Raw genomic sequence first — 20,703 nt, 5'->3', positions numbered from 1 at the left:
GCGTCCTGGCGCCTACCCGGTGGATCCGGCGATTCATCTGGCGATGCACCACCACACTGATCGGGCCGGGTGCTGCGCTCGCCTACCCTGTGGTGGTGCCTTCGTCCCTTCCCCCCGAGTCGCGCCCGTCCGACGGCGAATTTCAGCGCCGCGCCGCCCGCAACCTCGCGCCCGTGCTGCCGCTGCTGCAGGAGCTGGGCGGGATGTTCGCCGCCGCCGGTCACGAGCTGGCGCTGGTCGGCGGGCCGGTGCGTGACCTGTTCCTGGGCCGCAGTTCCCACGATCTCGACCTGACGACGTCGGCCCGGCCGGACCAGATCGAGGCACTGCTGAAGCCGTGGGCCGACGCGACCTGGGACATCGGCCGCGACTTCGGCACCATCGGCGCCCGGAAGGGCGACGCGATCGTGGAGGTCACGACATACCGCGCCGACGCCTACGACCGGCAGACCCGCAAGCCGGTCGTCAGTTTCGGCGACTCGCTCACCGAAGACCTGGTCCGCCGCGACTTCACCGTCAACGCGATGGCGCTGCGCCTGCCCGGCGTGGAGTTCGTCGACCCGTATGACGGCCTGGCCGCGCTCGCCGCCCGCATGCTGGTCACCCCGTCCGCACCGGAGGTATCGTTCGGCGATGACCCGCTGCGGATGATGCGGGCAGCCCGGTTCGCGGCCCAGCTGGGATTCACCGTGGACCCGCAGGCCCAGGCCGCGATGACCGAACTGGCCGGCTCGATCGAGATGATCTCGGCGGAGCGGGTGCACGACGAACTCGTCAAGCTCCTGCTGGCGCCCGACCCACGTGCCGGGCTCACGCTGCTGGTCGACACCGGCATCGCCGACCATGTGCTGCCCGAGCTGCCCGCGCTGCGGCTCGAGGTGGACGAGCACCACCGGCACAAGGACGTCTACCAGCACTCGCTGACCGTGCTGGAGCAGGCGATGGCGCTGGAGGGTGATCGGGTGGTGCCGGGCCTCGCCGAGCCCGAGCTCGTGCCCGGGCCGGACCTGGTGCTGCGGCTGGCGGCGCTGCTGCACGACATCGGCAAACCGGCGACGCGGCGCTTCGAGAGCGGCGGCGGTGTCTCCTTCCATCACCACGAGATGGTCGGCGCGAAGCTGGTGCGCAAGAGGTTGCGTGCGCTGCGCTTCGACAAGGAGACGATCAAGCAGGTCTCCCGGCTGACCGAACTGCACCTGCGTTTCCACGGGTATGGCGGCCCGGGTGTCCCGTCACGGGATGCGTCCGGCGAGGTCGACTCGCAGTGGACCGACTCGGCGGTGCGTCGCTACATCACCGACGCCGGCCCGTTGCTGTCCCGGCTGCACCTGCTGACCAGGTCGGACTGCACCACCCGCAACCGCCGGAAGGCGGCGGCGCTCGCGGCGGCATACGACAGCCTGGAGGTGCGGATCGCGGCACTGCGGGAGCAGGAGGAGTTCGACGCCATCCGGCCCGAGCTGAACGGCAACCAGATCGCCGAAACCCTCGGCATCCCGCCGGGACCCGTGCTCGGCCGTGCCTACAAACATCTGCTCGCGTTCCGGCTGGACCAGGGGCCGGTCGGCGAGGCGGCAGCACGCGAGGAACTGTTGCGCTGGTGGGCCGGGCAACCGGAGGCCGACGCGTCGTCGTCGTGACGCAACTCGCCGACCGGGGTACATAGCCATCGACCGGGGTACATCCGCGGTGGTCCCGGGGCCGCATTTCTACCCCGCTCGGCGAAGAACTACCCCGCTCGGTGTCGGGCGCCGGCGCTCAGATGCTGGCGAGCGAGACCGAGCGGTGCTTGCTGCCGCGCCGCCAGCGCGTCGCGAGGACGGTGTCGACGACGTGCTCGGCGTCCAGGCCGTATGACGCGAGCAGCTCGTCGCGCTCACCGACCGGCACGAACGCGACCGGCACGCCCAGCGGGATGACGCGGGTCGCCAGCCCGGCACGGTGCGCTGCGACCGACACGGCAGCACCGAGCCCGCCGTCGACTGTGTTGTCCTCCAGGGTGATCACGACCTGGTGGGCGGACACGAGGGTCATCAGTTCGGGCGCGAGCGGGTGGATCCAGCGGGGGTCGGCGACCGTCACGGAGACGCCCATCGACGCGAGCCGGCGGGCAGCAGCGACCGCCACCGTCGCCATCGGCCCGCTGGGCACGAGCAGCACCTTGGTGCTCAGATTGTGCGGGGTCAGCAGGTCGACCGACCCGATGCGAGAGTGCACGCACACCGGCGCCGGAGCGGTTCCCTTCGGATAACGCAGCACCGTGGGGCCGCTCTCATCGGCGAGCGCTTCACGCAGAAGCTCCCGCAAGCGCACCGCATCCCGGGGAGCGGCTATCCGCACTCCCGGGATCCCGCGCAGCATCGCCACGTCCCACACCCCGTGGTGCGACGGTCCGTCCGGACCGGTGATGCCTGCCCGATCGAGCACGAAAGTAACTGGCAACCGGTGCAATCCGACGTCCATTAGCACCTGGTCGAAGGCCCGGCCGAGGAATGTCGAATAGATCGCGACGACGGGATGCAGGCCGGACGTGGCCAGTCCGGCGGCACAGGTCACCGCATGTTGTTCGGCGATGCCGACGTCGACCAGCCGGTGCGGGAAGCGTTCCCCGAACGCGCCCAGCCCGGTCGGCAGCCGCATCGCGGCAGTGAGTGCCACGATGTCGGCACGTTCTTCTCCGATGGCCGCCAGTTCGGACCCGAAAACCGTTGTCCACGCTTCGGATCGAGACTGCGATGGTGTGTTCGCGGACACCGCGGACACTGCGGACGGGACGGGCGCCGGGCTGATCGTGTGCATCCGGTCGGCCTCGTCCTGCTCGGCCGCCGGATAGCCGCGTCCCTTGCGGGTGAGGACGTGCACGGCGACGGGGCCGGTGCTCGCGTGTGCCTTGCGCAGTGCGCGTTCCAGGGCCGTGAAGTCGTGACCGTCGACCGGTCCGATGTAACCGAAACCCATTGTTTCCAGCAGATTCGACTCGGCCGAGCCCGACCGCAATTGCGCCAGGTGGCCCGCCAGCGCGCCGACGGTGGGGTCGTAGGACCGGCCGTTGTCGTTGAGGATGACGATCACCGGGCGGTGGCCGGCGCCGATGTTGTTGAGCGCTTCCCACGCCATACCACCGGTCAGTGAGCCGTCGCCGACCACGGCGACGACCCTCCGGTTGCGGCCGGTCAGCTCGAACCCACGAGACAGTCCGTCGGCATACGACAAAGCCGTTGAGGCGTGGGAGTTTTCGACGAGGTCGCAGTCGCTCTCGGAGCGCGCGGGGTAGCCGCTGATCCCACCGGCGGTGCGCAGGAGTTCCAAGCGGTCGTCCCGGCCGGTCAGCATCTTGTGCACGTAACTCTGATGCCCGGTATCCCAGACGATCGCATCGTGCGGGGCATCGAACTCCCGGTGCAGCGCGATCGTAAGCTCGACCACCCCGAGATTGGGTCCGAGGTGTCCGCCGGTGCGGGTCACCACCTCGACCAGGCGGCGCCGGATGTGGGCGGCCAGCACCGGAAGTTCCTCTGCCGGCAGCACTTTCAGGTCGCCAGGGGAAGCGACGTGACGCAGCAGGTCCGGCGCGGACATTACGCCACCGCCGCCCGGATGGTCTGCTTGAGCGAACCCATCGTGGCGATCACAGCGGTCGGTTCGTAGCCGCAGTGCGCCATACAGTTCGCGCAGCGCTCGTCCTTCCCGCGTCCGAACGCCTCCCAGTCCGTGTCCTCGATGAGCTCCTGGTAGGTCGAGACGTAGCCGTCGTCCAGCAGGTAGCAGGGTCGCTGCCAGCCCTTGAGGCTGTACGACGGGATCGCCCACGGCGTGCACTCGTAGTCGACCTTGCCCTCGAGGAAGTCCAGGAAGAGCGGCGAGTGGTTCAGGCGCCACTTGCGCCGGCGACCGTTTCCGAACGCCTTCGCGAACAGCGCACGGGTCTCTTCGACGCCGAGGAACCCCTCCTGGTCGGGTGCCTTCCAATAGGCATAACCCGGCGCGATCTGCATGTTGTCGACCTTGATCTCGTCGTTCAGGTAGTCGAGCACGTCGATCACGTCTTGTGGCGAATCACTGTTGAACACAGTGGTGTTCGTCATGACCCGGAAGCCGCGGGACTGCACGAGCTTGATCGCGTCGATGGCGGCGTCGAACCCGCCTTCCTTGCTGACCGACGCATCGTGGCGCTCCCGCATGCCGTCGACGTGCACCATCCAGGAGAAGTTGCGGTGCGGGGTGAACTTGTCGATGTGGCGGGCCATCAGGAGCGCGTTCGTGCACAGGAAGACGATCTTCTTGCGGTCGAGCAACTCCTGGACGATCTCGTGGATCTGCGGGTGCATGAGTGGCTCGCCACCGGCGATCGAGACCATCGGCGCACCGCACTCCTCGATGGCTGCGACGGCCTGTTCGACGGGCATGCGCTGCTTGAGCAGTGCGGCCGGCTCCTGGATCTTGCCGCAGCCGGTGCACTTGAGGTTGCAGGCGAAAAGCGGCTCCAGTTCGACCAATAGCGGGAACTTGTCGCGGCGCAGCAGCTTCTGCTTGGCGAGGTACTGCCCGAGACGTAGGGATTGGTGCAGCGGCATGTGTGGCATCAGACGACCTCTCGGGGAAGGGTGAATTGCATGGTCTCGGTGACTCCGCCGGCCTGGGTGACCTGGAGGTCGCCCAGTGCTGCGAGGGCGTTGATGAGTTCGGTGACGAGCGAAGGAGGGGCCGACGCCCCGGCGCTGATGCCGATCCGGCGCGCGCCGCGCAGCCAGCGCAGTTCCAGCGCGGACGCATCCTCGATGAGATGCGCTCGGGTGCCCGCCGCGCGAGCGACCTCGGCCAGCCGCAACGAGTTGGACGAGTTCGGCGAGCCGACGACGAGGATCAGGTCGGTCACGGCCGCCACTTCCCGGATCGCCTGCTGCCGGTTGCTGGTGGCGTAGCAGATGTCGTCGCGGCGGGGCGCCTGCAGAGCCGGGAACCGCTCCCGCAGGATTGCAGCGATCTCCTCGGCTTCCTCGACGGACAGCGTGGTTTGCATCACGTAGGAAACGCGCTCCGGGTCGGGCACCTCGACCCGGCGGGCGTCGGCGGTCGACTCCACGAGCACGACGTGGTCAGGCGCCTCGCCGGTGGTGCCGACAACTTCCTCGTGCCCGGCGTGGCCGATCAGGAACACGGTGCGTCCGGCGCCGGTGAAGCGGCGCACTTCCTGGTGCACCTTCGCCACGAGAGGGCAGGTCGCGTCGATCACCTGCAGGTGTCGCTCGGCCGCTTGCACCCGCACCGACGGTGCGACACCGTGCGCGGCGAGCACGGCGACTGCGCCCTCGGGCACCTCGTCGAGTTCGTGCACGAACACTGCTCCGCGCCGTTCGAGGTCGGCGACGACGTGCGTGTTGTGCACGATCTGACGCCGCACGTAGACGGGTGCGCCGTGGATCGCGATGGCGCGTTCGACGACTTCGATGGCGCGTTCGACGCCCGCGCAGAAGGACTGTGGCTCGGCGCGGACGACTGTGCGGTCGCCGCAGACGTCGAGCCAGTCCTGCATGACGGGAGCCGCAGCGCGCAGTGAGCGCAGTGCCGCGACACCGCGTTTCAAGGTGCCGGGGTGGACCAGCGGGTCGTCGTCCGTGTCAACCACCGCCCGGACGACGGCGAGTCGCGTGGGGTCGAGTTGCATTGCCAGATAGCCGGATTCGGTGTCGACCGCCAGTGCCCCGGACGTTGCCAGCCGGCGCCGCTCGGCACCGGTCACCACGTGGTCGGCGGTCTCGACCGTGCCGACATGCACGGTCAGCCCGGCACGGCGCAGCGCGCCGGCGAGCAACGGCGCCGACGGCAGCGCCACCTCGGTGCGACCCGTCCGCAGCCGGTCAGCGACGACGAGGTCGGCGGGTCGGACGTGCGGTGCCAAGGAACCTGCCACACCGGCCACGACCGTGGGCAGGTCGGTGCGCGGCGCCCGGCCCTGCGGCCCACGCCCGGAAACGTATGGCGCAGCGCGCATTCCGTGCTCGAGCGCCATCCGTTCGAGGCGCAGTGGCGTCAGCACCTGGGCCCTGCACGCGGTCTGCGTCATGAGCTCTCCTTCGCTGTCAGCCCGAGGCTCGGTCGATCACCCTGCTCGCCGCCCCGCAGCGCGCGCAGTGCCCGGCCGAGTGCCCAGACCGGGAAGATCAACCGGTAGAGGTGGTAGGAGATGTAGAAGTCGCCGGGGAAGCCGGTGCCGGTGAAGCGGTTCTCGTCCCAGTTTCCGTCCGGGAGCTGGGTTTTCACGAGGTAGTCGATACCGCGCTGCAGCGGCTCGCCCAGCTCGCCTGCAGCCACGAGCGCCATGAGGGCCCAGGCGGTCTGCGACGGGGTCGAGTCCCCGCGCCCGATCCAGGCCGGGTCGTCATACGACCGCAGATCCTCACCCCACCCGCCGTCGGCGTTCTGGTGGTCGCGGAGCCAGCGCACGCCCGCCCGGATGGCGGCGGAGTCGGGCGACACGCCGGCAGCGACGAGTGCAGGCACCACCGCACCGGTGCCATAGACGTAGTTCGCCCCCCACCGCCCGAACCAGGAGCCGTCGGACTCCTGGTGATCGAGCAGCCACTGAACCCCGCGCTGGCACCGTGCACCGCGGGAACGTCCTGCAGCGGCAAGCATTTCGACGACGTGGGCAGTCACGTCGGCGGACGGCGGGTCGGTGACCGCGCCGAAGTCGCAGAACGGCAGCCGGGCCGGCCAGCCGCTGGTGTTGTCGGCGTCGAACGCGCCCCAGCCGCCGTCCTTCGACTGCATGCCGGCGGTCCAGGCGATGCCGCGCGAGACCGCCTGCTGTTGCAGCGGCGCCCGGGTCGTCAGCACCCGGCTCAGGCCCATGACGATGATGGCGCTGTCGTCGGTGTCGGGGTAGTTGTCATTGGCGTATTCGAAGGCCCACCCGCCGGACGGGAGCTTCGGTCGCCGCACCGTCCAGTCTCCCGGCGCGGTGATCTGCTCGTCGATCAGCCAATCTGCCGCCTTCCGCAGCGCCGGATCGCGAGCATCCACACCGGCGTCGAGCATGGCGTTCAACGCCAGTCCGGTGTCCCACACCGGTGACTGACACGCCTCCAGGCGGCGCACCGGGCCGTCGGGAGTGTCCTGCGTGATCACGAAACCATCCAGGCCGGTGATGGCCGCGCTGAGCACGGGGTGGTCCAGCGGATAGCCGAGCGCGTGCAGCGCAAGGATCGAGTAGACCCACGGCGGCTGGATGCCGCCCCACCCGCCGTCGGCTTCCTGGCGCGCGACGATCCACTCCGCAGCGCGGCGCAGCGCGCCCCGCCGGATCGGCCGGAGAGCGTGCCGGTGGTAGACGTGCAGCGCCTTGTCGAGCTGCTGGAACGCCACGTCCGATGCCTTGTCTGCTGTGGACCGCGCGGACCGGGGCGCCCGGCTCGCGCCGGAGTGGGTCCGCAACTCGTCGATGTTCCACGTCATCCGGCGCTTGGGCCGCAGCGTGCCGACGACGGTCAGCGGGACGATCGTCTGACGAGCCCAGCACCCCCAGTCGTAGATGTTGAACGGCAGGTGCTTGCCGAGATACAGGAGTTCCGGTGGCAAGTTGGGCAGGTCCTTCCAGTCCCACCACCCGAACAGCGCGCACCACACGCGCGTGAAAACTCGTGTCTGCTCCAGACCGCCTGCGGTGACGATGAATTCGCGCGCCCGGACAAGGTGCTCCGCGGTGGGTTTGTCGCCGGCCATCCGTAGCGCGATCCATGCCTCGACCGTCGTGGACAGGTCGGCCGGGCCACCGGCGAACGTCGCCCAGGTACCGTCGGAGCGTTGCTGGCTGCGGATCCACCGGGCCGTCTGGTCCCGGGTGTCAGGGGTGTCGATGCCGAGGAAGACGCGCAGCATCATGTCTTCCGCGTCCATCGTCACGTTGGTCTCGAGCTCGCCCTTCCAGGCGCCGCTCGGCAGTTGGAGGTCACGCAGGCACTGCACTGCGCGGTCGAGCGTTGCGCGTGCGGAGACTGCGAAACCGTCGCTGGTCTCGGTGGATCCGGTCAGCAGGTCGGTCATGAGAGGGTCACGCGTCCCTTCCGGTGACGTAGTGGGCCGCGGCGGTCAGACCGGCGACGGCGTTCGGGTCGAGGTCGGCTCGGTGAAGGGCCGCGATGGCGTCCGTGACGGCTGCGTCGGCGCTCTCCCGGCACCAGTCGCGTGCGCCGATGTCGTCGAGTTCTGCTGCGATTCGGGCGAGTTCGGTGTCCGATGGCACGCCGTTGGCATACCACTGAGCGAGTGAGTCGGAGTCGGGCTGCTCCAGCGCCCAGCTGACCGGCAGCGAGTGCTTCTTGGCGAGCAGGTCGGAGTGGTTGGACTTCCCGGTGACTTCCGGTTCGCCCCAGATGCCGAGCAGGTCGTCCACGAGCTGGAACGCGAGCCCGACCCCACGGCCGTATGACGCCAGAGCGGCCCGCTGTTCCCGGTCGGCTCCGGCCAGAACGGCCGGCAGTTCGGTGCTGCAGGCCAGCAGCGCGCCGGTCTTGGCTGCTGCCATTGCCCGGCATTCGGACAGCGGCACCTGTGTCCGGGTCTCGAACTGCATGTCCAGCATCTGGCCGTGAATGAGTTCGCGGGTGGTCGTCGCCAGGAGGTAGGCAGCCGATGCGGCACGGGCGGTGCCGTCGGCCAGCACAGTCTCGAAGGCGAGTGTTTGCAGTGCATCTCCGGCCAGGATCGCCGTCGCTTCGTCCCAGACCGACCAGACCGTCTCGCGGTGCCGCCGGGTGCGGTCGCGGTCCATGATGTCGTCGTGCACGAGGGAGAAGTTGTGCACCAGCTCGACGGCCACCGCAGCCGGAACGACCTGTGCGGGGTCGACGCCCGCGGCCGCGCCCGCCAGCAGTGCAAGCGTCGGCCGGAGCTTCTTGCCGCCGTCGTCCGTGACCGGGTTTCCTTGTGCGTCAACAAATCCCAGGTGGTAGGCGACCACCAGCCGTTCCTGGCCGTCGAGGGTGTCCACTGCTTTGTGCAGTGCGGGAGTGATGAGCGTGCGGGTCAGCTCTTGGGCCTTGGCGAAGTCGTTCATGGGCGTTGCCTCCGTCATACCGTGCGGATTACGGTCAGCTCGGGGAGCTTGGGTGGCCGTCCGGGGCACCGTGTCGAGCACCACCTGAGCGGCTGAATGCCCGCTGCGCACAGCGCCCTCCATCGTTGCGGGCCAGCCGGTGTCGGTCCAGGCGCCGGCCAGCGCGACGCGCTCGTGGGTGGTGTGTGCTGTCGGACGCAACCGGGCACTGCCGGGTGCCGCCCGGAAGGTGGCTTCCGGCTCACGAGTGACGAAGAAGTCGAGCACCATCGCATCGGCTGCGCGCGGCAGCAGGCTGTGCACGTGCGGCATCGCCCACTCGCGCAGCCATGCACCGGACCGGCCGATCAGCTCGTCCGCGGCCGACAGCGACATGACCAGGTATTGGCCGCGGCGCAGCCCGGAGGATGCCGTGCGATCGAACACCCATTGCAACGGGCTATCCACTGCCGCAACGAAATCAGTGTCCAGAACCGGGCGGTCGAGCACGAGGTGCAGGTTGATGATCGGGGTCAGCCCGAGCCGGGACGCGACATCGTGACGCAGTCCGAGCTCCGCCGGATCCACAACGCGCTCCAGCGCCTGCGGCGGGATCGCGAGCACCGCGGCGTCATACGACGCAGACCCGCTGGGCGTCATCACCCGCACACTGGTGCTGTCGGTGCGGACGTCGACGACCTTGGTGCGCAGGTGCACCACACAGCCCGCATCGGCGAGCGCCCGTGTCGCCGCATCCCCGTGCAATTGCTGCAACGGCACCTGCGACCACCCGAGGTCGGCAGCAGCCGCGCTCGACAACAGCCCTACCTGAAAGACGGTCGCTGCCAAGGACAGGGAACAGTCATCTGCGGCCGCATTGACCGTTGCCTTGCCGATGAGCTCCCAGAGCACCTCGATCGACCGGTCGTCGGCGCCCTTGTGGCGCAGCCACTGCCCGAACGACTGGGCGTCGACAGCCGGGTCGGCCGGGTCGAGCCGGCCGAGCGCCAGTGCGATGCGTCCGACACGCGCCCGCTGCCCCAGAGACATCCAGGTATGCCGCAGCAGCGTGTCGCCGAGGTGCAGCGGCGCCGGCATTGCGTTGCGGCGCAGGCGTGTCCGCCGCTCGCTGGTCTCGCTCGCGACGGGCACGTCAAGTCGGTCCTGGAGGTGGGTCAGGTGCCGCACGCCGAGTCGGTCGAGCAGGCCGAGGTATGCCGTGCAGCACCGCATGAAGACGTGCTGACCACCGTCGACCCACAATTCGCCGCGCTGGAAGGAGTGGGTGAGGCCGCCGAGCCGCGCGCGGGTCTCCAGCAGGGTGACGTCGACACCGTGATCCGTCAGGTCGAGCGCAGCCGTGATGCCCGCGAGACCGCCGCCGATCACGCAGACTGAAGGCCGGGTCCGCGCCGTCATCCGGGCAACACCGCCCGGGTCAGTGCGACGAGTGCGACACGACCTTTCTCGTGTGCTGGCAACGACATTCGGCGTTCGTAGACCACGGTCGGGTTCTGCTGGATCCGCACCAGCAGGTGATGGTAGATGCCGGACATCGCAGCGCAGCATGCCGCGCTGCGGTGGTCCAGCTCGGGCAGCAGACGCAACCCGAGCTCGTACCAGTGCTGTGCGCGCTGGGCGGCGAACTCGATGTATGACGCGAGTCGCGCGTCCGGGTCGTGCAGCGTGCCCGCGTCGTCCAATTGCAGCCGAACTCCGAAGTCGGCCAGTTCTTCGCGCGGCAGGTAGATGCGCCCGAGCAGTAGATCCTCGCGGATGTCGCGCAGAATGTTCGTCTGTTGCAACGCAATCCCGAGCTGGTCGGCAAAGAGCGGTGCTCTCGGGTCGGTGCCGTTGCCGAAGATGGACAGACACAGCCGGCCGATCGACCCGGCGACGCACCGGCAGTAGACGCGCAGGTCGTCGAATGTCTCGTAGGAGGTGTCCGCCAAGTCCATCTCCACGCCATCGATCAACTCGTCGAAGGCTTCCAGCGGCACCGGGAAGCGTCGCGCGGTCTCAGCGACGGCGACCAGCACGGGATCGGTTGCAGAGTCGATGTCGGACAACTGTTTCCGGACCTTGGCCAGCGCAGCGCGCTTGTGCTCCAAGGGCGCGTTGCCATCGCCGATGTCGTCGATACGCCGGGCGAGCGCATAGAGCGCGCAGAGGCCGTGCCGCTTGCGGACCGGCAGCAACCGGATGCCGTAGTAGAAGTTGCGCGCCTCGGTCCGGGTGACGGTCTCGGCTGCGGCGTAAGCCTGTTCGATGGTCACTTCACGGCCTCCTGGACGGCGTCCGGGCAGTGGCGCGCGCTGTCACCAGCAGTCGTATCGCGTGACGTGCCATGCGTGTCCGGCTCGGCCGCACTGGTGCGCCAGTGACGACGTCACCGCCCGCGCGGTCGATCGCATCGGCCGTCGCCAGTCCGCCGGCGACATATCCGGCGACCGCGACACGCCCCCAGCCGCGCAGGCCGGCAACGAGCGGCGTTCCTGCGCCGAGCATTTCGCGCGCGGTGCGTACTTGGTCCAGGACGACTCGCCGCAGCGCGAGAGCGTTGGCGGGCCGGAGCATCGTGGTGTCGGTCAGGCCGGCAGCGGCAAGTTGGTTCTGCGGCAGATAGATTCGATCTGCGGCGTGATCCTCCACGACGTCCTGGCAGTGCTCCAGCACCTGCAGCGCGGCGCACACGGAGTCGCTCCAGGCAACGCGCGCCGGGGTCGTCTGTTCGAAAACGGCGAGCACGAGCCTGCCGATCGGGTGGGCCGAGAGCGCGCAGTAGCCGAGCAGCGCGTCGAAGTCGGCGTAGCGGGTGACCGTCTGGTCGACCAGGTTTGCCTCGATCAAGTCGTCGAAACACTGCAACGGCAACGCAAATCGCTTGGCATGTGGTGCCAGGTCGCGCAGCACCCGTTCGGCGGGAGTGTCTCCGTCGCCCAGCCGGTGCAGGTCGCTGCGGAACGCAGCCAGTGCAGCAGTCCGGTCGCCGGGTGCGGCGTCCCCCAACTGATCGATCGCCCGGGCAACCGCGTAGATCGCCAGCAATGCGTGCCGGCGGGCGGCAGGCAGGATCCGCAACGCAACCGGGAAGTTCTCGGTGCTTGCATTCGGGGCGCTGTCCGTGGTTTCGACGCCGCGGGACGGAGTTACGTCGATCATCTCAATACCAGGATGGTCCCTACCAATACCCATGCGCTGCACCGGATTGTGTGACGTTGCGCGGGTTCATTTGTCACTGAGTGATAGACATGTTTGTTATGGGGCAGACTCTGAAGGCGGTCGAGACCCCGGAACCGCCGGCGCAACTGCAGGCTTTGCAGGCACGGCTGCGCGCCCGTTTTCCCGAAGTCATGGCGGAGGTTGCCGACGAGCTCGCGGTGCTGTGGCCCGCCTGTCTGGCGTTCGTCGCAGCGCGTGGAACATCCCTCGAAGAAGCGGCCGACCAGGTCGTGCCGCGGTTGATGGCAGGTCTCAGCGGCGATCCGCTCGAGCACGCCGTGGTGTCTCCCGACCTGGATCCGCTGCTGGTCGAGATGTTCGATCAGCTGGGGCGCGCGCAGTTCCAGCAGGGCCGGGACCTCAACGGGATCCTCACGGCATACCAGGCGGGTGCGCGCATCGCGTGGGCACACATCTCCCGGGAGGCGATGGAGGTCGGCCTGGACGCATACCGGCTGTCGCGGCTGGCCGAGACGCTCTTCACCCTGACGCATGACATCTCTGCCCGCACTACCGAGGGCTACGTCCGCGAGCAGTCCGAACGCGGACTCGTGTCGCACCGGGCCCGCGGGGAACTGTCCGGCCTGCTGATGTCGACGGTGCCCGACAGCAACGCCATCCTGCTGGCTGCCGATCAGGCCGGGTGGGCGGTGCCGGATCAGCTGGCGTTCGTGCTGTTGCGTGATCAGGACGAGCCACCGCTGACCTACCGGCCGCGGCTGGACCCGGAGTGGCTCGTCGTGCACGTGGGCGACGTGGTGGGCTGGCTGGTGCCATGGGTTGCCGGCATCGAGCCCCGGCTGCAGCGAGCGCTCGGACGGATCCCTGCCGTCGTGGGAGCCCCCGTTCCCGTGACGGAAGCCCGGCGCAGCATGCGCGCGGCGCGTGGTGCGCGACGCCTGCAGGATGCCGGTGTGTTGCCGGCGCGACTGATCTTCGTCCCGGAGCACATCGACACGGTCCTGGTGCATCGCAACCCGGAACTGTTGGTGGCGTTGCGATCTCGCGTGCTCGAACCGCTCACTCAGCTACCTGCCGGCACTCGGGAGCGCCTCACCGAGACGCTTACCAGCTGGTTGCGGCACTTCGGTTCCCGCTCGGCCGTCGCCGCGGAACTGCATATTCACCCGCAGACGGTTCGCTACCGCCTGGACCAGTTGCGCGGCCTGTTCGGCGACGCGCTGGATGACCCCGAGCAGCGAGCACAACTCTTCCTCGCACTGGTCTGGGGCGCGCCGCCGGAGTGATCCGGGCCCGCGACGGCGCTTCACCCGAGCACGGGCTCCGCGTCGTCCGGCACGCCGCGCAGCTGCTGCACCTTGTCCTGCAGGACGTCCAGGAACGTGCGCGCGTCGAGGGTGTTCGCGTCGGTGACGACCGTGAACCCCAGGACGCCGTTCCAGCTGAGCGCGCCGATGGTCAGTGGTATGCCGGGTGCCGGCGGCAGGATCGGGTAGACCTCGTCAAGCGGATATCCCGCCATCGTGAACGGCCGGTCCGGGCCCGGCATGTTGGAGAGGATGGCCTGAAAATACTTGCGGCCGTAAACGGTTCGGCCGAACCAGCGCCGCCCGGCGTGCGGCACGGCACGCAGCGCAGTCGCCATCACCCAGCGAGAGGCAAGAGCGCGCGTCGGCGTGCGCAGCGCCGCGGTGGCTCGGCGCACCTCGTCGCGCACTTCGTCGATCGGCGCATCGAGTGCCGGTGCGTCCACGATCACCGCGCCCGTCAGGTTGCCGTCCTCATCGGCTCCGGGTGATCGCCGCTTCCTCATCGGGGTCCCCGCGAAGTATTCGGAGGAGCGAAGCGGGGGAGAAACTTCGTGGGGTGATCGAAGCATGACGGGGACCGAGACGCGAAGCCGGTTGCCGCAGGCATCGGCGAGCGCGGGGTCGACCTCCGCGAGCGCGGTGCCCGCAGCCGCCAGTAGGAGCTCGGTCACGCGCATCCGGTGACTGCGGGCCGCCTGCTGCACCGCAGCGAGTGGCACCTGCGCGGTCGCGAACCCGCGTTCCGGACCACCTGCAGGCAGCAGGGCCGCCGGTCTGCCGTCGGTCGCCAGCTGCGCCAGGCCCTGTATGACGCCGCCGGCGCGCCGCAGCGGCCCAGGACCCGCGCGGTCGGGGATCGGCAGCTCGTAGGACGGCTGCAGCAGGTGCAGCAGTTTCGCCACCGCCCCGACTCCGTCCGCGATGCAGTGATGCATCACGATGCAGAACGCGACGCGATCTCCGAGCCCGCGGATCAGCCACACCCGCCAGAGCGGGCGATCCCGCGGCAGTCGCTGCGCGGTCAGCGCACCGACCACGGACTCCAGGTCACCGCCGTCCGGCACGGTGAGTTCGACGAGGTGATGCGACCAGTCGATGGGGCCCGCGGGCAGCCAGCGAGGCGTCTCCTCCGAAACCAGCCGGTCGGTGAAATGCGGCAGCACGTCGAGTTGTTCGTCGAGATTGGCGCGGATCTCCTCGTAGCTCGCGTCGCCGGCCAGCAAGGCCAGCCCGCCGACGTTCTGCGTGCTGTCGTCGGTCTCCACGTCCAGGAAGAACGCGTCGGAGGTGGGCATCCGCTCTCCCGGATGATGCGCGTCCCATCGTTCGGTCGCCACGACCGCCGCGGCGACCACGACCGCAGCGCCCAGGACGTCCAGCACATAGTGATTGGCGGTGGCGAGCACGACATACAGTGTGACAAGTACGTGCACCGCGCTGAGCACCTGGAGCCAGCGCCGGCGCGACGTCCGGGCGAGCATCACGCTGACCCAGAGCGCCCACGCCATGTGCAGGGACGGCATGGCGGCCAGCTGGTTGGCGTCCGCGACCATCGGCGAACCCCACGACCCCACGGTTCGCCCGGTCGCGACGGTGTCGATGAAACCTGGCAGCATCCGCGGCGGGGTCATCGGCAGCAGCGCGAAACACGCGAAGGCGAGCAGGTTGAGCACGATGAACGAGTTGCGCGCCTGCCGGTAGAGCCGCGGACTCCACAGGTAGGTGCCGACCAGCAGGAGGATCGCGGAGATCACGTAGGTCGTCGCGTATTCGTAGTTCGCCGCGGTCATCAGGCCCGGGTGCGTGGCGAGCCAGGCGTTCAGGCCGTGTTCGATGTCGATGTGCAGCCACTGCTCCAGCCGGAGCACGTGCTCGCCGTGCGATCTGGCGGCCGCCGCGCGCCCCGCGCCGCGGATCGTGTCGACACCTAGGTATGCCGCCAGCAGCAACGCCGCCAGGCCGAGTTCGCCCAGCAACCCGGGCCGCCGGGTCCTGGGCAGGCCCGGCCAGCGCAGCTGCGGTCGACGCACCTGCGGCAGGTGCACGTGCAGGTGGTGCTGGGAGTGCGCGGTCACGACGTCATACCGCCCTAGGTCGGCCGATCGGAAGCCCGGCCGCCGTGGCTCAGGCGAAGGCGATGGTGAAGTTCGGCATCCGTCGCAACCTGCTCCAGCCCCAGGCGATGCAGACGGCGACGGTGAGCACCGTCAAGGTGGTGCTGAACACCCCCCGGGACAGCAGCGCGTCGCGCGCACCCAGGTGCAGGAAACCCAGGTTCATCCCGACATCCAGCAGCCGGGACATGCCCCACAGGACGCACACCTGGGTGAACATCCGGTGTGCGCGTTTGTCGTGAAACAGCATCTGCGGCAGCGCGATGAAGTCGCGGCACAGGTGCTTGGTGATCGGTTTGCCGATCGCCGCGCTGCCCAGGAAGATCACGGCCATCAGCAGCGAACCGGCGATCGGCTGCAGGAGGTAGACGTAGATGCTGGAGAGGGCCAGCGACAGCGAAGTGCGCCCCACCAGCATGAGCACCGCGAGCAGCAGCGTTCGCGGCACGGTCGACTGGGACCGCAGCCGGACGGCGACGATCAGGCCGGACCACACGAGCACCGACACGAGCCCCCACACCTGGCCGACGGTGGCGAGCGCGGCATACAGCAGCAGCGCGGGTATGACGGCGGCTTCGAGTGCCAGGCGCACCGCTCGGATCGCGCAGGTGCGCACGAACTTCTTGTCGATGATCAGTCGACACGCCGGCGAGGTCGCCGCGGGTGGCATTGGCATGATTCACGATGACACCGCCACCTGTGAACGGTCCAGTGTCTTGCTGCGGGTCAGCGGCGAATGCGCCAGCCCGCTGATGCCGACGCCGACCAGCACGGCGGTCACCGAAACCGCCGCGAGTGCACCTGGCGTGTGCGGTGCGGTCACGTGGAAGCCGAAGATGCCGGCGAGGTAGCTGATCACCGGGTTGGTGATGCTCATGGCGGCGACGGCCCACGGCAGTGAGCCGTGCGCGAAGGCGGCCTGCTCGATCAGCAGGCCCGACGCTGTGACCACGGCAAGGCTGTACCCCGGCCAGTCGAGCGCAGTGTGCAGAACGCCGTGCCCGAAGAGGTCCTCGGTGGTCAGTTTGGTCAGCACCGCGTTGCCCGCGAAACACATGCCAGCCGCGATCGCCAGCAACAGACTCGCGATGCGTGCGTCGGATTGTCCCCGCGCGCTGCCCACCAGGAGCACCACGGCCGCGGCCATCGCGAGCAGCACCCAGATCACCTGACCGCGGTCCGCGGAACCGTGCAGGGGCGCTGCGCCACTGACCGACAGCAGCACGATCAGCCCGGCGCAGATGCACAGCACGTAGAGCCAGTCCCTGGCGGACGGCTGCAGCCGGCCGCCGAGGCCGGTGAGCAGCAGGGTGAAGAGCACCTGGCTGACCATCACCGGCTGGACGAGCGCGACGCTGCCGAAGTGCAGCGCGGCCGCCTGGAGTAGGAAGCCGACGTTGTTGATGACGAAGCCGGTCAGCCAGAGCTTGCGGCGCACCAGCGCGCGGATGAACGCGGCGAAGCCGTGCGCCGTGCCGAGGGGATGCGCCGCGGACGACTGCGCCGCCGCACGCTGCTCGAGCATCGCCGAGAGCGCGAACGCGAAGGCCGCGGCACAGGCGAGCGCCAGCACCAGCCAGAGCATCGGTCAGCCTCCTCCCGGCATGCGTGTCTTCTCCCCCCAACGTCTCGCCATTCGATGGTATGCCGCGGGCGAAACCGCGCGCACCGCCGGTGCGATGCGCAGCAGGGGGTCGCTCCAGCGTTCGGTCTTGCCCGACTCGATCAGCGAAACCACTTGCCGGGCAACATGATCGGGGTTGCGCGGCTTCGGCGATCGTCGAGCGTAGGGCGTCCCGCGGCGCGCGAAGAATTCCGTGTCGATGACCGCCGGCACGAACGTGCTGACCTCGACACCGGTGCCTTCGGCTTCCAGCCGGAGCGAATCCGCGAACGCGTCGAGTCCGGCCTTCGTTGCGGCATACACCGCCTCGCCGGCGACTCCGGTGCGTCCGGCGATGCTGGTGACGAAGCACAGATGACCGCGGCCCTGGCGCAGCAGGAGCGGCAGGACGGCACGGGAGAGCAGCATCGGCCCGGTGAGGTCGGTCGCGACCAGTTCGCCGATGCATTCGGGTGTCATCGTGTCGAAGCTGCCCTGCCAGCCGCGGCCGGCGTTGTGCACCACCAGGTCGAGCCGGCCGTGCGATTGCGTCGCCTCGTCGACGATGCGCTGCGGCTGTTCCGGGTCGGCCAGGTCGCCCAGGACGTATGACGCGCCCAACTCGGCGGCCACCGCAGTGGCGCGCTCCGCGTCCCGGCCGTGTGTGACGACACTCGCCCCGCGCCGGGCGAGTTCGCGGGCGATCGCGGTGCCGAGGCCACTACTGCTGCCGGTGACGAGCGCTACGGTGCCGGGCAACCTCATTCGCACCGCCGGCCGGTCAGCCGGTCACGCCGAGGAGGCGTCGGCGGTCACCCCGACGATGCGGCTCCAAGCAGCCAGGGTGGGCTCGGCCGCAAGATCGGCGAAGCGCACGACGTGGCCGGTGAGCTTCGACCAGCGCTCGGCCAGCTGGATCACCCGGAACGAGTCGATCCCGTGCTCAATGAGATTCTCCTGGTCGGAGATGCGGTCGATCGGGACATCGATCAGCGCAGCGATCGTGGCGCGCACGTCGGCAGCCTTCAGGGACACCATCGCAGCAACCTCCTCGGGAACGGCACGAATTCATTCTGACATCCGCTTCCTGAGGATACCCTTAGTTCGGCCCATTAGCCGACCTCGAGCGCGATCTCCTCGGTGTCGCGCAGTTGCTCCACCGGATCGGCGGCTCGTCTCTGCTGCGCGCCACCCGGGCTGCGACGCATCACCAGCAGCACCATGGCGAACGCCACGAGCAGCAGGAGTGCGCCGACCTGGAATCCGCGGTCTGCTCCGGTCACGAAGACGTCCACGGAGTGGGCGCCGGCCCCGTGTGCGGCAGCGGGGTGCTTTCCAGCGGTTGCGAACACGGTGACCAGTACTGCCAGACCGAGCGCGCCGCCGAGCTGCTGTGTCACATTGACGAGGCCGGAGGCTACCGACGTGTCGGCTTTGTCGACTCGCGCGAGGCCTGCTGTGGTCAGCGGGACGAACGCGATGCCGTTGCCCAGTGCGAAGACCAGGAAGGCCGGCAGGATCTGCAAGTAGGTCGTGTGTGCGGTCAGTGTCGTCAGCAGCAGCATGCCGACCGTGGACAGGCCGGTGCCGACCACAGCGATCGTCCGGGTCGAGAAATGCCGGGAGACCACTCGTGCGACCACCTGCGAGCTGATGAAGATGGTCACCGGGAACGGCAGGAAGGCGAGTCCGGACTGCCAGGGAGTCCAGCCGAGCACGATCTGCATGTACTGGCTCATGAAGAAGAACGAGCCGAGCGAGCCGGCGACGAGCAGCAGCCGGGCGACGTATGCCGTGGCTCGGTCGCGGTCGGCGAAGAGGCGCAGCGGCATGACCGGCGAGGTCGCGCGCAATTCGACCACGAGGAATGCGACGAGCAGGCTGAGGCCGACGCCGAAGGCGGCGAGCGTGCCCGACTCCAGCCATCCGTCGGAGGCGGCCCGGATGAATCCGTAGACGACAGAGGACATTCCGACTGTCACGAGCAGTGCACCCGCCACGTCGACGGAGCCATGTACCCCCTTGTCCCGTGACAGGGCTCGGTAGCCGGCGACCAGCACCGCGAGTCCAATGGGGACGTTGACGAAGAAGACCCACCGCCAGGAGGCGACGGAGGTGAGTATGCCGCCCGCGAGCAGGCCGGTGGCAGCTCCCGACGCGGAGACGACCGTGTACCAGCCGACGGCGCGGGTCTGCTCGGCGCCGGGCTTGTAGAGCGACATCAGGATCGCCAGGGCGGACGGCGCTGCGAACGCGGCGCCAGCACCCTGCAGGGCCCGCGAGGCGAGCAGCAGTCCCTCTCCCTGCGACAGCCCGCCGGCCATCGAAGCAGCGACGAAGACCGCCATACCGGCGAGGAACGTGGTGCGCCGCCCCAGCAGGTCGCCGGCCCGCGCACCGAGCAGCAGCAGGCCGCCGAAGGTGAGGGTGTAGGCGTTCACGACCCAGGACAGCGAGGTGGAGTTCATGTGCAGCTGTGTCCCGATGTCGGGCAGTGCGATGTTCACGATCGCGGCGTCCAGCACGAGCATCAGCTGCGTCACCAGCACGGCCGGGAGGACCAGCCTGGTCCGGATGGGGGACGGGGCTGGTGACGTCGATGCGCCGGAAGCGGACGCGGTGAGGCGAAGCTTGGTAGGAATGGTCACGAGATAGGTCCTTCGCGAGAGCGAGGCGTACCATGGACAGGTAAGCGGAGCGTAACTCCGCTTAGAACTATACGGAGGCATCCTCCGGTTTTGCAACCGGTGATGCCGTGAGGTGTGTGGACGATGGCCCGGAGCAGCGCGGCGACGAAGCCGGAGGTGTCTGCGGAGACTGCTGTCGCCAAGACGAAAACCGCTGCGAATGATGCGGATTCGGCTGTGTGCGGCAAGCCGCTGCGGGCCGATGCCGCACGGAATCGCCAGAAGCTGATCGACGTCGCCACCACCGCGTTCACGGATGACGTCGACACCCCGCTGGACGAAATCGCCAAACGAGCAGGTGTCGGCATTGGCACGCTCTACCGGCACTTCCCGACCCGCTGCGACCTGGTGCTCGCCGTGTATGGCGACCAGGTCGCGGGCCTGGAGCAACGCTCCTACGACCTGCCCCAGGAGCTGGAGCCCGGCGAGGCGCTGCACGAGTGGATGCGCGGGTTCGTCGAGTACTACGCCGTCAAGATGGGATTGATCAACTTGCTGCGGTCGATGACCCAGGGCGACCCGGAGACCTTCGAATCCGCGCGACGCGTCATGCGCGAATCTGCGGCCCGAGTGTTGCAGCCCGCCATCGATGCCGGAGTTGTCCGCGCCGACGCCAATCCGGCCGAGCTGGTGCGCGGCCTCGGCGGGGTGTGCCTGGCCTCGGGCACCCCCGAAGGGCAGGAGACCTCCCTGGCCGTGGTCGACCTCATCTACGACGGCCTGCGCTTCGGCGCCCCCGGGCACCCGTGAGCCGGCGCGGGGGTCAGTCATG

16 protein-coding genes are annotated in these 20,703 nt (G+C 69.0%); 3 read left to right on the top strand and 13 right to left on the bottom strand.

Features of this window, described 5'->3' with window-relative positions; all coding sequences use genetic code 11:
• The first annotated feature begins 95 nt into the window (after positions 1–95).
• On the top strand, positions 96–1,640 hold the full coding sequence (locus tag EFY87_RS16165; RefSeq protein ID WP_281276214.1) for a CCA tRNA nucleotidyltransferase: 1,545 nt from the start codon (positions 96–98) through the stop codon (positions 1,638–1,640).
• A 118-nt stretch (positions 1,641–1,758) separates the two neighbouring features.
• On the opposite strand, the gene EFY87_RS16160 is transcribed toward EFY87_RS16165, so the two are convergent.
• Genes EFY87_RS16160 through EFY87_RS16130 form a run of 7 tightly spaced genes read right to left on the bottom strand, consistent with a single transcriptional unit; the run spans position 1,759 to position 12,196 of the window.
• Positions 1,759–3,579: a 1-deoxy-D-xylulose-5-phosphate synthase gene (locus tag EFY87_RS16160; RefSeq protein WP_123272532.1), complete on the bottom strand. Its 1,821-nt coding sequence runs from the start codon at positions 3,577–3,579 to the stop codon at positions 1,759–1,761.
• Complete coding sequence (gene hpnH, locus EFY87_RS16155; protein WP_220093669.1) at positions 3,579–4,583, bottom strand: adenosyl-hopene transferase HpnH; 1,005 nt, start codon at positions 4,581–4,583, stop codon at positions 3,579–3,581. The genes EFY87_RS16160 and hpnH overlap by 1 nt, the downstream gene beginning before the upstream one ends.
• Positions 4,583–6,064 carry a 4-hydroxy-3-methylbut-2-enyl diphosphate reductase gene (ispH, locus tag EFY87_RS16150; RefSeq protein ID WP_123272530.1) on the bottom strand — a complete coding sequence of 494 codons (1,482 nt, stop codon included), beginning with the start codon at positions 6,062–6,064 and terminating at the stop codon, positions 4,583–4,585. The genes hpnH and ispH overlap by 1 nt, the downstream gene beginning before the upstream one ends.
• Positions 6,061–8,043 (bottom strand): squalene--hopene cyclase, encoded by a 1,983-nt coding sequence (gene shc / locus EFY87_RS16145; RefSeq protein ID WP_123272529.1) that lies wholly within the window; start codon positions 8,041–8,043, stop codon positions 6,061–6,063. Before shc ends, ispH begins: the two co-directional genes overlap by 4 nt.
• Before the next feature lie 7 nt (positions 8,044–8,050).
• Positions 8,051–10,453 carry a hydroxysqualene dehydroxylase HpnE gene (hpnE, locus tag EFY87_RS20390; RefSeq protein ID WP_158607682.1) on the bottom strand — a complete coding sequence of 801 codons (2,403 nt, stop codon included), beginning with the start codon at positions 10,451–10,453 and terminating at the stop codon, positions 8,051–8,053.
• A complete protein-coding gene (gene hpnD / locus EFY87_RS16135) occupies positions 10,450–11,310 on the bottom strand; it encodes a presqualene diphosphate synthase HpnD (protein WP_123272528.1) in 861 nt (286 codons plus the stop codon). Before hpnD ends, hpnE begins: the two co-directional genes overlap by 4 nt.
• Position 11,311: 1 nt before the next feature.
• Positions 11,312–12,196, bottom strand: a complete 885-nt coding sequence (locus EFY87_RS16130) for a squalene/phytoene synthase family protein (protein WP_158607681.1) — start codon at positions 12,194–12,196, stop codon at positions 11,312–11,314.
• A gap of 98 nt (positions 12,197–12,294) precedes the next feature.
• Between EFY87_RS16130 and EFY87_RS16125 the strand changes: the two genes are divergently transcribed.
• Positions 12,295–13,503 carry a PucR family transcriptional regulator gene (locus EFY87_RS16125; protein WP_158607680.1) on the top strand — a complete coding sequence of 403 codons (1,209 nt, stop codon included), beginning with the start codon at positions 12,295–12,297 and terminating at the stop codon, positions 13,501–13,503.
• 20 nt (positions 13,504–13,523) lie between these two features.
• Here the strand turns inward: EFY87_RS16125 and EFY87_RS16120 are convergent, their stop codons facing one another.
• The 6 genes from EFY87_RS16120 to EFY87_RS16095 form a co-directional block, all read right to left on the bottom strand.
• A complete protein-coding gene (locus EFY87_RS16120) occupies positions 13,524–15,602 on the bottom strand; it encodes a bifunctional phosphatase PAP2/O-acyltransferase family protein (protein WP_123272525.1) in 2,079 nt (692 codons plus the stop codon).
• Positions 15,603–15,651: 49 nt separating this feature from the next.
• Positions 15,652–16,317: a DUF3159 domain-containing protein gene (locus EFY87_RS16115; RefSeq protein WP_148043377.1), complete on the bottom strand. Its 666-nt coding sequence runs from the start codon at positions 16,315–16,317 to the stop codon at positions 15,652–15,654.
• Between the two features lie 3 nt (positions 16,318–16,320).
• Positions 16,321–17,226, bottom strand: coding sequence for a DMT family transporter (locus EFY87_RS16110; protein WP_123272523.1), 906 nt, complete (start codon positions 17,224–17,226; stop codon positions 16,321–16,323).
• A gap of 3 nt (positions 17,227–17,229) precedes the next feature.
• Positions 17,230–18,003: an SDR family NAD(P)-dependent oxidoreductase gene (locus tag EFY87_RS16105; protein ID WP_220093668.1), complete on the bottom strand. Its 774-nt coding sequence runs from the start codon at positions 18,001–18,003 to the stop codon at positions 17,230–17,232.
• A 30-nt stretch (positions 18,004–18,033) separates the two neighbouring features.
• Positions 18,034–18,282, bottom strand: a complete 249-nt coding sequence (locus tag EFY87_RS16100; RefSeq protein ID WP_123272521.1) for a phosphopantetheine-binding protein — start codon at positions 18,280–18,282, stop codon at positions 18,034–18,036.
• A 74-nt stretch (positions 18,283–18,356) separates the two neighbouring features.
• On the bottom strand, positions 18,357–19,892 hold the full coding sequence (locus EFY87_RS16095) for an MFS transporter (RefSeq protein ID WP_158607679.1): 1,536 nt from the start codon (positions 19,890–19,892) through the stop codon (positions 18,357–18,359).
• A 123-nt stretch (positions 19,893–20,015) separates the two neighbouring features.
• Between EFY87_RS16095 and EFY87_RS16090 the strand changes: the two genes are divergently transcribed.
• The gene (locus tag EFY87_RS16090) at positions 20,016–20,681 is read left to right on the top strand and encodes a TetR/AcrR family transcriptional regulator (RefSeq protein WP_123272519.1); all 666 of its coding nucleotides are present in this window, start codon (positions 20,016–20,018) and stop codon (positions 20,679–20,681) included.
• Positions 20,682–20,703: the final 22 nt, after the last annotated feature.

Origin of the sequence: Flexivirga caeni (assembly GCF_003724155.1) — a bacterium.
Taxonomy (GTDB): domain Bacteria; phylum Actinomycetota; class Actinomycetes; order Actinomycetales; family Dermatophilaceae; genus Flexivirga; species Flexivirga caeni.
This window is presented reverse-complemented; position numbering and strand designations above follow the sequence as displayed.